Source organism: Mesoflavibacter profundi, assembly GCF_014764305.1.
GTDB classification, from domain to species: domain Bacteria; phylum Bacteroidota; class Bacteroidia; order Flavobacteriales; family Flavobacteriaceae; genus Mesoflavibacter; species Mesoflavibacter profundi.
On the sequence record NZ_CP061703.1, the window covers coordinates 2,163,992 to 2,179,572 of the forward strand.

At 30.9% G+C, this 15,581-nt stretch carries 11 protein-coding genes; 5 read left to right on the forward strand and 6 right to left on the reverse strand.

The genetic code is table 11. From position 1 onward, the window contains the following. Positions 1–14 precede the first annotated feature (14 nt). From IFB02_RS09745 to htpG, 3 genes are all read right to left on the reverse strand, one after another. Positions 15–446 (reverse strand): hypothetical protein, encoded by a 432-nt coding sequence (locus IFB02_RS09745; RefSeq protein ID WP_106687185.1) that lies wholly within the window; start codon positions 444–446, stop codon positions 15–17. Further along, positions 443–811, reverse strand: a complete 369-nt coding sequence (locus tag IFB02_RS09750) for a PadR family transcriptional regulator (RefSeq protein ID WP_317173460.1) — start codon at positions 809–811, stop codon at positions 443–445. Before IFB02_RS09750 ends, IFB02_RS09745 begins: the two co-directional genes overlap by 4 nt. A gap of 86 nt (positions 812–897) precedes the next feature. Further along, complete coding sequence (htpG, locus tag IFB02_RS09755; protein WP_106687186.1) at positions 898–2,784, reverse strand: molecular chaperone HtpG; 1,887 nt, start codon at positions 2,782–2,784, stop codon at positions 898–900. Between the two features lie 249 nt (positions 2,785–3,033). On the opposite strand from htpG, the gene IFB02_RS09760 reads away from it, so the two are divergent. Then, positions 3,034–4,044 (forward strand): 3-oxoacyl-ACP synthase III family protein, encoded by a 1,011-nt coding sequence (locus IFB02_RS09760; protein ID WP_106687187.1) that lies wholly within the window; start codon positions 3,034–3,036, stop codon positions 4,042–4,044. A gap of 454 nt (positions 4,045–4,498) precedes the next feature. Here IFB02_RS09760 and IFB02_RS09765 read toward each other — a convergent pair whose 3' ends face one another. Continuing rightward, positions 4,499–6,973, reverse strand: coding sequence for an outer membrane beta-barrel family protein (locus IFB02_RS09765; protein WP_106687188.1), 2,475 nt, complete (start codon positions 6,971–6,973; stop codon positions 4,499–4,501). A 107-nt stretch (positions 6,974–7,080) separates the two neighbouring features. Between IFB02_RS09765 and IFB02_RS09770 the strand changes: the two genes are divergently transcribed. Further along, positions 7,081–7,443, forward strand: a complete 363-nt coding sequence (locus IFB02_RS09770) for a CoA-binding protein (RefSeq protein ID WP_106687189.1) — start codon at positions 7,081–7,083, stop codon at positions 7,441–7,443. Here the strand turns inward: IFB02_RS09770 and IFB02_RS09775 are convergent. Together IFB02_RS09775 and IFB02_RS09780 are read right to left on the reverse strand one after the other, a co-directional pair. Beyond that, on the reverse strand, positions 7,430–10,687 hold the full coding sequence (locus tag IFB02_RS09775; RefSeq protein WP_106687190.1) for a VCBS repeat-containing protein: 3,258 nt from the start codon (positions 10,685–10,687) through the stop codon (positions 7,430–7,432). The genes IFB02_RS09770 and IFB02_RS09775 overlap by 14 nt on opposite strands. A gap of 86 nt (positions 10,688–10,773) precedes the next feature. Further along, positions 10,774–12,219 carry a sodium:solute symporter gene (locus tag IFB02_RS09780; protein WP_106687191.1) on the reverse strand — a complete coding sequence of 482 codons (1,446 nt, stop codon included), beginning with the start codon at positions 12,217–12,219 and terminating at the stop codon, positions 10,774–10,776. 201 nt (positions 12,220–12,420) lie between these two features. On the opposite strand from IFB02_RS09780, the gene recR reads away from it, so the two are divergent. The 3 genes from recR (at position 12,421) to IFB02_RS09795 (ending at position 15,551) form a co-directional block, all read left to right on the forward strand. Continuing rightward, on the forward strand, positions 12,421–13,038 hold the full coding sequence (recR, locus tag IFB02_RS09785) for a recombination mediator RecR (protein ID WP_106687192.1): 618 nt from the start codon (positions 12,421–12,423) through the stop codon (positions 13,036–13,038). A gap of 9 nt (positions 13,039–13,047) precedes the next feature. Further along, entirely contained in the window at positions 13,048–14,145 is a 1,098-nt protein-coding gene (locus IFB02_RS09790) for a glycosyltransferase family 2 protein (RefSeq protein ID WP_106687193.1), read from the forward strand. Positions 14,146–14,237: 92 nt separating this feature from the next. Beyond that, entirely contained in the window at positions 14,238–15,551 is a 1,314-nt protein-coding gene (locus tag IFB02_RS09795; protein WP_106687194.1) for a dihydrolipoamide acetyltransferase family protein, read from the forward strand. Positions 15,552–15,581 lie beyond the last annotated feature (30 nt).

The window sequence follows — 15,581 nt, forward strand, 5'->3', positions numbered from 1 at the left end:
ATTTATAATTAATATTAAGATTGATATTTTAAAATGGTGTCTTTATATTTTGAGTAGAAAAATAAAGGTAATGTGATGAAAATTAGAACAGCAAAGCCCGAAACCATAATAATACCTGCAAACGGAAAATGCATAATTTTGAAAATACTTCCTACTGAAATTAATACCGCTGTAATAAAACCAATGATAAACAAAAACTTAGTTCGGTTTTTAGCTGATTTAAAATATAATTGTGCATTGGTTTCTTTTTGTAATTGATTGATATTTAAATAACCACCAAATTGATTAATTGCATTTTGATAGGCAATATCAAAGTTGGTTTCTTCTGTATTTTCAATATACGTACAGATATGGTCTAAAATATCTTCTTTAAGTGTTTGGTTTTTTAATCCATACAACTGTAAATTTTTATCTATATAGTTAATTTGTTGTTCTGTAAGTATCATTTTAATGTTGGTTTTGGATTAAAAATTAATGATAATGTGTTTATAAAATCATTGATTTGATTGGTTTGTTCGGCAATAACTTGTTTGCCACTATTGGTGACCGAATAATATTTTCTTACACGTTTGCCAATAAATACCTTTTCTGTAGTTAATACATTATCCTTTTCTAATTTGTGTAAAATAGGATATAATGCGCCTTCCGAAATATCTATTTTTCCCTTGGTAATGTCTTTTACCTTTTGGGTAATCTCGTAACCATACATTTTATCGCTTTGACTTAATAGCTTTAAAATGATAGGCTTAAGTGTTCCTTTTGTGAGTTCTTTGCTATACATGTTGCTAATATACATATTTTTTAAATACATTTTATTAAAATGTATTTAATTTTTAAAAATAAAAAAACCACTTCGGTTAAGAAGTGGTTTAAAATCTTCCGCGAAAGCAGAAATTATTATTTTATCATGTCATAGCTACGTTTGATAAAGTCGCTAAGTTCTTTTCCTTTTAAAAGTCCTTGCGATAAACGTGCTAAATCTAAACTTTGATTTATTAAGCGTTCTTTATCCTCTTTTGTTTCGGTATTTAAAATGTCACTAATTAAATTGTGATTTGTGTTTACAATTAAATTATACATTTCTGGCATATTGCCCATACCAAACATACCGCCGCCACCAGTTTGTTGCATCTCTTTCATACGACGCATAAATTCTGGTTGTGTGATCATAAATGGTGTAGCGTTACTATCCATAGCTTCTAATTGCACCATAAATTTTTCTGAAGGAATCACTTCTTTCAACAATTCATCCAACTGTTTTTGTTGGTCTTCGTCTAATTTAGAAATTGTGTTTTCTTCTTTCTGAATTAACTTATCAATATGATCTGCATCTACACGAGCAAATGATATATTTTCTTTAGAACCTTCTAATTTTTGCATTAAATGCGAAACAATAGGACTATCTAATAATAGGACTTCGTAACCTTTGTCCTTTGCAGCTTCTATGTAACTGTGTTGCTCATCTTGATTACTTGCGTAAAGAATGATTAACTTATCGTCCTTATCGGTTTGTTTTGCTTTTATTGCATTGTATAGTTCGTCGTAAGTGTAGTATTTACCGTCTACAGTTGGGTATAGAGCAAAAGCTTCAGCTTTTTCGAAGAATTTTTCTTCAGACAGCATTCCGTATTCAATAACAATTTTAATGTCATTCCATTTTGCTTCAAAATCTTCGCGGTTACTGTTAAATAACGACTTTAATTTATCGGCAACTTTACGAGTAATATAAGAGCTAATTTTTTTAACTGCGCCATCGGCTTGTAAGTAAGAACGAGACACGTTTAAAGGAATGTCTGGACTATCTATTACACCACGTAGCATAGTTAAAAATTCTGGTACAATACCTTCTACATTATCTGTTACAAATACTTGATTTTGATATAGTTGAATTTTATCCTTTTGTATTTGCATATCGTTAGATAACTTAGGGAAATACAAGATTCCTGTTAAGTTAAATGGATAATCTACATTAAGATGAATGTTGAAAAGAGGCTCTTCAAACTGCATTGGATACAACTCACGGTAGAAGTTCTTATAGTCGTCTTCTTCTAATTCGGTTGGTTGTTTGGTCCAAGCAGGATTTGGGTTGTTTATAATGTTGTCTACTTCTTTTGTAGGAGCAGGATCGTCTTCTTTAGCGTCTTCTGGTTTTGGTAAAGTTTCAGTTTTAGTACCAAACTTAATTGGTATTGGCATAAACTTGTTATACTTCACTAAAAGCTCTCTAATTTTACTGTCTTCTAAAAATTCTTCTTCACCTTCAGAAATATGAAGAATAATTTCTGTACCTCTTTCAGTTTTATCGGCTTCTTCTAAAGTAAATTCTGGACTTCCATCGCAAATCCAATGTGCTGCAGGTTCATCTTTAAAAGATTTTGTGATAATTTCAACTTTATCTGCCACCATAAATGCCGAGTAAAAACCTAGTCCGAAGTGACCGATAATTCCGCTATCCTTAGCGCTGTCTTTGTATTTGTCTAAAAACTCTTCAGCACCAGAAAAAGCGACTTGGTTAATGTATTTTTCTACCTCTTCGGCAGTCATACCTAATCCTTGATCAATGATGTGTAATTTTTTTCCTTCTTTATCAATTTTTACTTCGATAATAGGATTACCATATTCGGTTTTAGCTTCGCCAATGCTTGTTAAATGTTTTAATTTAAGCGTAGCATCTGTTGCATTACTAATAAGCTCACGTAAAAAGATTTCGTGATCGCTGTACAAGAATTTTTTAATTAAAGGGAAAATGTTTTCTACCGAAACGTTAATATTTCCTTTTGCCATGATGTATTATTTTTTATTTCAGTTCTAAAAAGAACAAAAAGTTAAGATTAATATTTTGTCTTGAATAGGCAACAAAAATGCCAATGCCAATAATGTGACAAAGTGACACTTTATTATTGAACATTTTAATATGTTATGCATGCATAACGAATAAATTAGATATTGAATTATTAAAAGGCGTAAAAACATTAAATTGCACGACTAACTGTAAACAAACTCAAAGTATTGAGTAAGCAATAAAAATAAATTATGTACAACTCAAAAATTATTGGAATTGGTAAGTATGTACCAGATAATGTGGTTACTAACCAAGATCTATCCAAGTTTATGGATACTAGTGACGAGTGGATTACTGAGCGTACTGGTATTAAAGAAAGACGATGGGTTACTCCAGGTAGCGACGATACTACAGCTACAATGGGCGTAAAAGCAGCAAAACAAGCTATAGAACGCTCTGGTTTAGATAAAGACGATATAGATTTTATCATTTTTGCAACCTTAAGTCCAGATATGTATTTTCCTGGTCCAGGCGTACAAGTACAACATGCTTTAGATATTAAAACTGTTGGCGCATTAGATGTACGTAACCAATGTTCTGGTTTTATATATGCTTTATCTGTAGCAGATAATTTTATTAAAACAGGTATGTATAAAAACATACTTGTAATTGGTAGTGAGTTACATTCGCACGGATTAGATAAAACTACAAGAGGAAGAGGCGTATCTGTTATTTTTGGCGATGGCGCAGGCGCAGTTGTAGTGAGTAGAGAAGAGGATACTAATAAAGGAATTTTATCTACACATTTACACAGTCAAGGTGAACACGCAGAAGAATTGGTGGTAAAAGCACCAGGTATGGGAACACGTTGGGTAACCGATATTATTGCTGATAATGATGAAAATGATGAAAGTTACTTCCCTTACATGAACGGACAATTTGTATTTAAGAACGCTGTTGTACGTTTTAGTGAAGTTATTATGGAAGGATTAATGAAAAATAATCTTCAAAAAGAAAATATTGATATGTTAATTCCGCATCAAGCAAATTTACGTATAGCTCAATTTATTCAAAAGAAATTTGGACTAACAGATGATCAAGTTTTTAATAATATTATGAGATACGGTAACACAACTGCAGCATCAATTCCTTTAGCATTATGCGAAGCTTGGGAAGAAGGTAAAATTAACGAAGGTGATACAGTAGTATTAGCCGCTTTTGGAAGTGGATTTACTTGGGGAAGCGTTATTATTAAATGGTAACTAATTCCTGCGCAATCAGGAATCTAATTATAAACAGATATTACTTAGCTTTTTATCTTCGCAATGACAAATAAAAAAAATCCGAAACGTGAGTTTCGGATTTTTTATTTATTAAACTTAACTAACTAAACTTTTGTTTTATAGGGTTGAGGACTAATTCAAATAAATTATAAAACTAATGTTGTTTGTTTATTATAAGACGATAAAATTGAGGTTTTATTACATTGATTATCAATAATTAACGCTTATTTAACACTAGTCCATTGTTAAACAAAAACTTATCTTAAAATTAGCTGTAGTTTGTCTAAATTTTTAATTTTTTTTAGCAATGTAAAAGCTGTAAAATATGAAAACCCAAAGCTGATCAAACTTTGGGTTTTCACTTATTTAGCTAATTACTTAAATACTAACCATCAAACTATTTTAGGTAAAAAGCTAAACTTCTAGAAGATTTTTACATAAATCCGCCGCCACCAGAAGATTCGTTGTCATCACGTTGTTTACGTTGTAGAGCGCGGTATTTTCCGCCACCAAATCTATAAGATAAAGCCACATTCCATGTGTTACTTTCCCAATTAAATTGTCCTTCTGAAGGATAAGGTGTATCACCTTCAAATTCAAATCTCATGGTGTTAAAAATGTCACTATAATTAAAACTAATTGTAGCTCTATTTTGTTCTAAAAAGCTATAGCGTAAACCAGTATTTACAAAATACATTGGCTTTCTAGTCATTTGCACACCCTTTTCTTCTCCGCGATACATTGCAAATAGTGAGACACTTAAATTTTTAGTAGCTTTAAAGTTGTTAAACATTCTGAAATTCCAAACTAAGTTTTGAACTTCGGTAGTTTGAGTCTTAATATCGTCTACTGTAGCAGTGCTTAAATCGTTACTATCAATAAATTCTGTGATACCAGTTTGAGACTGTGAATATAGATCGAAACTAGCATTAAAATTCCACCATTTTGTTGGTCTGTAATTACTAGAAAGCTCTATACCGTAAGCAGAAGTGTTATCAAAATTATCGTAAGATAAAATAGAGTTTCCTGAAGTGACATCTGTTCTGTCTACAAAGACATAACGACTAATGTTATCTTCTATTAGTCTGTAAAATACACCAGCTGTAATGTTTCCTTTGTTTAATTGTCTTGTGTAATTAACCTCTGCAGAATTAGTAAATTGAGGTAAAAGTTGTGTGTTACCATAAGAAGAAACTCTTGGCGTGCTCCATTCTCTAATTGGATTTACTTGTTGTAATCCAGGTCTATCTACACGTCTGCTTAAGCTTACTTGATAAGAATTTTTTTCTGAAGCAGTATACGATACAAATGCAGAAGGATACACTTGAAAATAATCGTTTGTAAAAGGTAGGTTTTGATTAGTACCATCTGCAAATAGATTTAAAGCTTCTGCATCTACATTTACTTGTTCTGCTCTGGCGCCAACTTGGTAGCTCCATTTTTCACTAATAGTTTTTCCAAAGGTAACATATGCTGAAAAAATATCTCTTTTATAATCAAAAGCTGTACTTGGTGTTGGGATAATTGTACCTGTGCTAGAAAATGTTTGTCCTGTAGAACTATATCCTAAATCTGTAGTAAATAATCTTGCTTCTGCACCAACTTCTAATTTAGTTTTTTCGTTTATTGGTTTAACATAATCTACGTTTATTGTCGTTTGATTTCTTTGTGTATCAACATGGTCTTGGTAGTTTTCTGGAAATGAAAAATTTATGTAATTAAAATTAGCAATTTCATCTTGATTAAAATCGTTATAATCAACTTCGATATCTAAAGTTTCGTCTTCATTTTTAAAAATATGCTTGTAAACAAAATTGTATTGGTTTGAGTTATTTTCTGAAACATTACCAAAGATTTGTGTTTGATATAAGTTTTGATCCGGAAAGCTTAAATTGGTTGTTCCTGTACCATTACCATCGTAAATATTTTGATTGGTAAAAAAAGATAATGTGTTATTATCGTTTAAATAATAATCTACTCCAACTTTAAAAAGATGAGATTTGTTATTGTTGTAAAAATTAAAGTCTTGTCTAGAATTATCGTTTAATTGGTTGATGTATCCAAAATTATCATATTTACCAATATTATTACCATAGCTTCCATAAAAGTTAAATTTTCCGTTGCGATAATTTAAATCTAAAGAGCTGTTAAATTTTGCATACACTTCTTTAGTTAATCCAAGGTTTAAGTTACCATTAAAGCCTAGTTGTGTGTTTTTATGTAGCTTGATATTAATAATTCCACTCATTCCTTCTGGATTATATTTTGCTGAAGGATTAGTGATTAACTCGATACTTTTAATTGCTGTTGAAGGAATTTGTTTTAATAATTGAGCGATTGGCACGTTAGATAATTTTCCGTCTACCATAACACGCACGTTTTCGTTACCGCGTAAGCTAATATTTCCAGATTGCTGATCTACATTTACAGAAGGAATATTATTCATAATGTCACTTGCTGTTGCACCTGCAGTTTGTAAATCTTTACCTACAGTGATTACTTTTCTGTCTATTTTTTGTTGTATGGTTGAGGTTTCTGCAACAATAGTCACTTCGTCCAGACTTTCAGCAGATTCTTTTAAATTAATAGTGCCAAGATTGATGTTTTTGTTGCTATTAGAGATTTCAATGTTTTTACTTTCGGTTTGATACCCTAAAAACTCGATGCTTACAATAGATTTTCCTACCGGAATTTGATTTACTGTAAATGTACCATCATCGTTTGTAATGCCTCCAGTAATAATTGTGTTGTTAGTGTCTTTAATTACAATGTTTACGTATGGTAAGGATTGTTGTAAATTTGCGTCTAAAACTTTACCGGAAACACTACCAATTTTGGGTTTAGAGTTGTCTTGAGCGTTTATGCTAAAGGCTACCAATAGCATAACAATGGTTAGAATTTTTTTCATTTTTTGGTTTAATGATTAATTGATTGATGAATTTATTTATGCTATTAAGACTACTTTTGTTTAAGATTGTTACCGATAAAATTTAATTTTAAGAAATTTTAACATTTATGAAGAAGAAAACTTTAGTGCTTGGCGCATCATTAAACCCAACACGTTATTCTAATATTGCTATTAATAGGTTAGTAGCCAAAAACATACCTACTGTAGCTTTTGGTTTAAAAGAAGGAGATGTTGCAAGTGTAACTATTGATACAGATTTAATAGATTATCAAAATATAGATACCGTAACACTATACTTAAATCCAACTAGACAAGAAGCGTATTATGATTATGTGGTTAATCTAAAACCAAAACGCGTAATTTTTAATCCAGGAACAGAAAATCCTGAATTCTATAAAATTTTAGAGGAAAACAATATAGATTATGAAATTGCTTGTACGTTAGTTTTGTTGTCTACTAATCAGTATTAATTTTATAAGTTTTTATAGGAGAATTTTTTGCTAAAACTATTAGGTAATCAGAAGTTTTGGTAGATATTTTGTTTAAAGATTTTATCTCTTTGCTAAATATGTCTACGCCAAGTTTAGATAAGTCTTGTATATTATCTAAGTTGTTAAACATATACCCTTTTAATGAGGTGTAAGCACCATGATATGTAGTTAGACTTTCTAAATTACCTCCAACTATAACATAGTTTTCATTACCTAATTCTAAATTTAAAAAAGAGTTAATAGGAGCAAGTTGTAATTTATAAGGAAAAGGTTTAAAATTTGTAAAGTTTCCGTTGTCATTATATAAAACACCAGATTCTAAAGTATGAACTTTAAAAAGTTTTGCTTTTTGGATGCTTTGAGCTGAAAAAATTTCTTCAACTGTTTTTAAGGAGAAATCTGTATGTTCTACATATTTATTACTTATGAAATTCATTTGAGAAGCAAGTTCGTCCTTAGAATTTAATGGGTAATATTTGTCATTAATATTATATGCAATAATGGCTTCGTCTACATTGTTATTATCAAAATCTGAAAAATACATATGAAGAGGTTTTTTTTCAGAAGCATTAAATCTTGTGTTTTTACCCCAATTTCCTAGTAAAATATCTAAATCGCCATCTTGGTCTATATCGAATGTTGAAATTGTTTGCCACAAACCATTTAGATTACTTTTTAAATCTAAAAGATTAAATTTCCCCGCGTTGTTAATGTATAATTTTGGGTTGTCCCAATGACAGGATACAATTAAATCTTTTATTCCATCATTATTTATATCTTCCCATTTAGCGCTTGTAACTTTAGATTCTAATTTTAGCTGGTTGTCTATTGTAAATTTTCCTTGTCCATTGTTGTTTAATAGATAAGAGGTTACATTGTCTCCAAATTTTCTTGTGGAAGAAAAGTTGCCTATAAATAAATCAGTATCACCATCTTGATCATAATCGTAAGGTATAACTGTGGATGTGTTTAATTTGTTTTCTGGAATAATATCACTTTTTATAAATTTATTATTTGTGTTAATGTAAAACCTGTCTTTTTCTAATTTTACATCTCTATTGTTGTTAATTCCAGTTCCAACGTATAAATCCAAGTCGCCATCATTGTCAAAGTCTATAAAAGCAGCACAATTATCTTCAAAATCTTTGTCTTCAAAAAATGTATTAGATTCTTTAAAAGATTTCCCGTTATTAAATAACAATTTAGCTTGTTGACCTGAAGAATTACCTAAAAAAACATCTTCATATCCATTGTTGTCTAAATCTGCTATTGCAATAGCAGGACTAATTGTAGATGTTTTATACGGAATAAGTTTGTCTACATAAAAGTCGTTATAGCTATCTTCTTTAGGTTCAAAATTTATAATGTTTTGTTTAAAGAATATTTTAGTTATTTCAGGTTTTTTATAAATAGATGAAAACTCAACACTATTAATTGAATCGTAGTTTATATTGTGTAACTTGTTAATATCAGGGTTTTTTATGGTTTGAACTTTTAAATTAGGCCATACTATTACTACTGAATCTACTTGTTTTAATTGATTTAGACCAAAGTGAATAGAATTACTAGTTGATGATAGAAAACCTCTAGATTTATGAACTTGCTTTTTTACAGAAACGTTATCATAATACAGGGTAAAAGTCGTTCCAATTCCTTCTTTGTTTTGGTCTAAATAGTTTGGTTTAAAAGCTATATAATTGTTGTTGGAATTGTTTTTATAAATAGTAGGATAAGTATTTAGATTATTTGTAATAATATCTAAATCTCCATCGTTATCAAGGTCTGCATAGGTAGCTCCGTTGGATAGTGAAGGTTTTTTTTCTATCCATTCGCCAGTTTTTACTTCGAAAGATTCTGAGTTTCCTTTAAATATTTCATTAGGAATATCGCCTCTAGGCATTTCATTAATAGAATTGTATAACCATTCTAATCCTGCACTTCTTGACCTATTTCTAAATGCATTTGCAACATATTTTCTAAAATCTAAACCATTAGGTCTTCTTAGAATTCCATTTGCTATAAAAATATCTTGATGTCCGTCATTATCAAAATCTGCAATAAGTGGTCCCCAACTCCAGTCGGTATCTTCTAGATTATTTATAATTGCAGTGTCATAAAAGTAATTACCATTATCACTATTTATTTGAAGCATGTTTCTAGAATATTGATTTTTATACCCTAAATTTCTTAACTGGGTTTGTTTATTTAGCATTGCTTCATCACCTTCTGTTTCTTTTATAACTTTTTCATCTTTAGGAAGCATGTCTAAGGTAATTATATCTTGTAAGCCATCTCTATTAATATCTGCAGCATCGCTACCCATAGAGAATCTACTTGTAGAAGCAAAAGCGTCGTTAAGTTGCTCTTTAAAAGTACCATCTTTTTGATTTATATAGTAATAATCATCTTCATGAAAATCGTTGCATACATATATATCATCCCATCCGTCATTATTAAAGTCTGCAATACTAGCGCTTAACCCATATCCATTTGCTCCGCCAAAAATTTTAGCATCTTCGCTGGCATCAACAAATTTACCGTTATCATTTTTAAGTAAGACATCTCCAACTAAAGGTGTTCTTTCGTTTCTAACGCTTGCAGAACCATGAGATATTGTAGTATGTATAGCATGATTGACTATGTAAACATCAAGATCAGAATCTTTATCATAATCAAAAAAGTAAGCTTGAGTAGAATATCCTTTAAAATCTAAACCGTATTCTTTTGATTTTTCTGTAAATGTGCCATCACCATTATTAATAAATAATTCATTATGACCTGTAAAATCTAATAATCCAGAAACGGAACATACGTAAATATCAAGAAAGCCATCATTATTTATATCAACCATTGTTACACCTGTATTCCAACTAGAATTACTGTTTATATTGGCTTTATCTGAGATGTCTTCAAATTTAAAATCACCCTTATTAAGATAAAGTTTATTTCTATTCTGGTTAGAAGCAAAGTAAAGATCTGTTAAACCATCATTATTTATATCTCCTGCAGCAACACCGCTTCCGTTATAAAAATATATATAGTTTATTATGCTGTGGTTTATGTCTTCAGCTATTAAATTTTTAAAAGTTATTCCACTTTCTTCGGGAGAAATTTCATCTAATAAAAATTCTTTTTGGGAGATATTTTTGGTTGTATTTTGTTTATTACAGCTACTTAAAACAATTAATAGGCTTAAAAAGAAAAATCTTTTTATTAAACGCATAAGCTAATTTGGGTTAAATTTATTTAACTCAAAATTAACAAATATTTTTAAAATATCTTAAATTTATGTTAATACATATTTTATGTTTATTGTTTTTGATGTTTTATTATGAATAATAGTCCTAAAAACGTTAAAAACCCATTTAATATTAAAATAAAGAAACCAAACTCAAAACCAAACCATTTTAAGCTGTTTACACTAATAATGTAAGATAGAATAGGAGATAAAATGGCAATTATTGGAATAAATTTATCCTTAACATGCCATTTGGTAAATAATCCAAAAGCATAAAGCCCGAGTAGTGGACCGTAAGTGTATCCAGCAAAAACAAAGAGTTTAGAAATTACACTTTCATCTTTAATAATGTATTTAAATGCTATAATAACTAAGATAAGTAGTAACGAAATCATGACGTGAATTCGCTTTCTTATTTTAACCTGTTTTTCTGCATTGTGCTTTTTTTCGATGTCTAAAATATCAATACTAAAAGATGTGGTTAAAGACGTTAAAGCACTATCTGCACTACTGTAAGCTGCAGCAATTAATCCTAATAAGAAAAATACAAAAACACCAATTCCTAAATGGTTTTTAGCCAGAATTGGGAATAAATCATCCTTGTGCGCATCAATACCGTTTTGTTGTGCGTAAACTGTTAAAAGTAATCCCAAACTTAAAAATAAAAAGTTGACTGCTGTTAACACAAGCGTAAACCAAAACATGTTTTTTTGTGCGTCTTTTAACGTTTTGCAAGTAAGGTTTTTTTGCATCATATCTTGATCTAAACCAGTCATGACAATAGCTATAAATGCACCAGATAAAAATTGTTTCCAGAAGTAATTAGCAGATTTTATATCATCAAAAAAGAACATTTTACTTAGTTCGCTATCATTAACAAAAGCAAAAATACTTTGTCCGCCTAAATCCATTTCAGAACTTACAAAATAGATAGCAACTCCAACAGCAATTAGCATAAAAAGCGTTTGTAAAGTATCGGTCCAAACAATCGTTTTTATACCAGATTTAAATGTGTATAGCCAAATTAAAAGCACTGTAATTGTTACTGTTTGCCAAAACTGAATACCTAAATCATCAAATAAAATAAGTTGTAATACATTAGCAACTAAATACAATCTAAAACTAGCGCCTACAATTCGAGATAATAAGAAAAAAGATGCGCCTGTTTTGTAAGCGTAATTTCCAAAACGTTCTTCTAAATAGGTGTAAATAGACGTTAAATTCATCTTGTAGTACAGAGGTAATAAGACTGTACCTATTACCAAGTAGCCTAACATATAACCAAAAACTACTTGCATGTAGCTAAATTGCGATGCTTCAATCCAACCAGGAACAGATATAAATGTTACACCAGATAATGAAGCGCCAATCATTCCAAAAGCGACAACATACCAAGGTGATTGTTTATTACCTTTAAAAAACGCATCGTTTCCAGATTTTTTTCCGGTGAAATAAGAAATTAAAATTAGTACGCCAAAATAGGCTGCAATTAGTAAAATGATTTGAGAAGACGACATAAATTGATTTTTCTGACTGCCAAAATACGAAATAAGTTTGGTGTTTAGTTTATGGTGTTTGGTGTTTTGTTGTTAGTAGTGAGTAGCTAGTGGTTTTAAGCTTTAATTAAAAAATTAGTGTCAATTCGTGAAATTAGTATCTAACTATTAATTTATCCAAAAATCTAAAATAATATCTTGCAATGTTGTAAATTCGCACTTATGGAATTCTCTTCAAAACTATTAGAAAATGCAGTCAATCAAATCTCGCAATTACCAGGTATTGGTAAGCGTACTGCATTGCGATTGGCTTTACATTTATTGCGTCAACCAAAAGAGAATACGCATAAACTTAGTCTTGCTTTAGAGACTATGGTTAACGATTTAAAACTATGTAAATCCTGTCATAATATAAGCGATAACGATTTGTGCGATATTTGTGCAAACCCACTAAGAAAAACAGATGTTATCTGTGTTGTAGAAGATATTAGAGATGTTATGGCAATAGAAAATACAGCGTCTCACAAAGGATTGTACCATGTTCTTGGCGGAAAAATTTCACCAATGGATGGTGTTGGACCGCATGATTTAAACATTTCTAGTTTAGTTGAAAAGGTGAAAAACGGTAGCGTTAAAGAACTTATTTTTGCATTGAGTCCAACTATGGAAGGCGATACCACAAATTTCTACATTTACAAGCAGATTAAAGAATTTGAAGTAGAAACTTCTACAATTGCACGCGGAATATCGGTTGGTGACGAGCTAGAATACGCAGACGAAATCACGCTTGGAAGAAGTATTTTAAACCGAATTCCTTTTGAAAACTCTTTAAAATTATAGATTCTACTTTTGAAGCTGTCTGTTATCATACTCAACTACAACGTGCGTTATTTTTTAGAGCTTTGTTTGCAAAGTGTAGAAGCAGCAATCCAAAATTTAGATGCCGAAATTATTGTTGTAGATAACAAGTCTTCAGATGAAAGTTGTACAATGGTAAAGCAAAAATTTCCTAATGTAAAACTTATAGAAAATTCAGAAAATCTAGGTTTTTCCAAAGGAAATAATATTGGCGTACAACATGCAAAAGGCGAGTATTTATGTATACTAAATCCAGATACCGTTGTCCCTGAAGATTGCTTTACAGAATTGTTTGAATTTTCAGAAATTAAAAACGATTTAGGCATTTTTGCTTGTAGATTAATTGATGGAACTGGAACGTATTTGCCAGAAAGTAAGCGTAATTTGCCAACACCAAAAGTGGCAATTAAAAAAATGCTAGGTAATACCAAACACTATTATGCCAATACAGTAAAACAAGATTCTTCTGGAATAGTAGATATTTTAGTAGGCGCATTTATGATGCTTAAAACCGATGTTTATAAACAAGTAAATGGTTTTGACGAAGATTATTTTATGTACGGCGAAGATATAGATCTGTCTTACAAAGTCCTTAAACAAGGTTATGATAATATGTATTATGGACCAATACAAGTCATTCATTTTAAAGGAGAAAGCACTTTAAAAGATAATGTTTATGCAAAACGTTTTTATGGTGCAATGCAAGTGTTTTACAAAAAACATTTTAATAGTAATCCTTTCTTTAATGCAATTGTAAGCGTAGGAATACAATTGGCAAAACTATTTAATAATAACGCTGTCGCGGAAAACATTAGCGTAAATAATTATGTGTTAATTAGTGATAAAGATTATCCAGAATTACATAATTCTTTAGATAAGTCGATACTTAAAACAGATAAAATAGACCAATTTGAGCCAAATACACAGGTTATTTTGGATGCAAATTATTTAAGTTTCAAGCAGATAATAAATTGTATGTCTGCAAGCAAAAAAAATAAAAATATTACATTTAAAATTCTTCCAAAAAACTCTAATTTTATACTCGGAAGTAACACTTCAAAACATAAAGGAGAAGTGATTACATTTTAATAAAGTAAAATGATAAAAAATAAACATTAAAATAGCTTATTTTTTATTAATTTTGCAATCTCAATCATTAAAAAGACATTTCGATTATTAATATGGCAAGATTTGAACTAAAATTACCAAAAATGGGAGAAAGTGTTGCAGAAGCAACAATTACCTCTTGGCTTAAAGAAGTTGGCGATACAATTGAAGCAGATGAAGCAGTTTTAGAAATTGCGACAGATAAAGTAGATAGTGAAGTACCAAGTGAAGTAGATGGTGTTTTAGTTGAAAAATTATTTAACGTAGACGATGTTGTAAACGTTGGACAAACCATTGCAATTATAGAAACCGATGGTGATGCACCACAAACTGCTGCAGCGCCAAAAACAGAAAGTACACCAGAACCAGAAGCAGCTAAAGAAGTTGCAAAAACAGTTGAGGTTGCTAAAGAAACTGCAGAACCAATCACTTCTAACGGTGATCGCTTTTACTCGCCTTTAGTTAAAAATATGGCTAAAGCCGAAGGAATAAGCCAATCGGAATTAGACGCAATTCCTGGAACAGGTAAAGATGGTCGTGTGACTAAAAACGACATGATGGCTTACCTAGAAAATAGAGGTAGTCAACCTGCAACAACACAAGCTGCACCAGCAACACCACAAAAAACAGAAGCGCCAAAAGCAGCACCAAAAACTGCTGCGCCAGTTAGTGTAAATGGCGGTGATGAGATTATAGAAATGACCAGAATGGGCAAGTTAATTGCACATCACATGGTAGAGTCGGTACAAACTAGTGCGCACGTACAAAGTTTTATAGAAGCCGATGTGACTAACATCTGGAACTGGCGTAAAAAAGTTAAAAACGACTTTGCGAAGCGCGAAGGAGAAAACTTAACGTTTACACCAATTTTTATGGAAGCGGTAGCAAAAGCGTTACGCGATTTCCCTTTAATGAATATCTCTGTGCAAGGTGATACCATTATTAAAAAGAAAAACATAAACCTTGGTATGGCAGCAGCTTTACCAGATGGTAATTTAATTGTACCGGTTATTAAAAATGCAGACCAATTAAATTTGGTTGGTATGACTAAGCAAGTAAACGACTTAGCTAACCGTGCAAGACAAAACCAATTAAAACCAGACGATATACAAGGTGGAACATATACTGTAACTAACGTTGGTACGTTTGGTAGCGTTATGGGTACGCCAATTATTAATCAGCCACAAGTTGGTATCTTGGCTTTAGGCGCTATACGTAAAGTACCTGCAGTTATAGAAACACCAGAAGGTGACTTTATAGGTATACGTTACAAAATGTTCTTATCGCATAGTTACGACCATCGTGTGGTAAATGGTGCGCTTGGTGGACAATTTGTACAAGCAGTTAAAAACTATTTAGAAGCTTGGGATATTAATAGAGAGATTTAAATTACCTGCTTAGGCAGGTATCTCAATGAT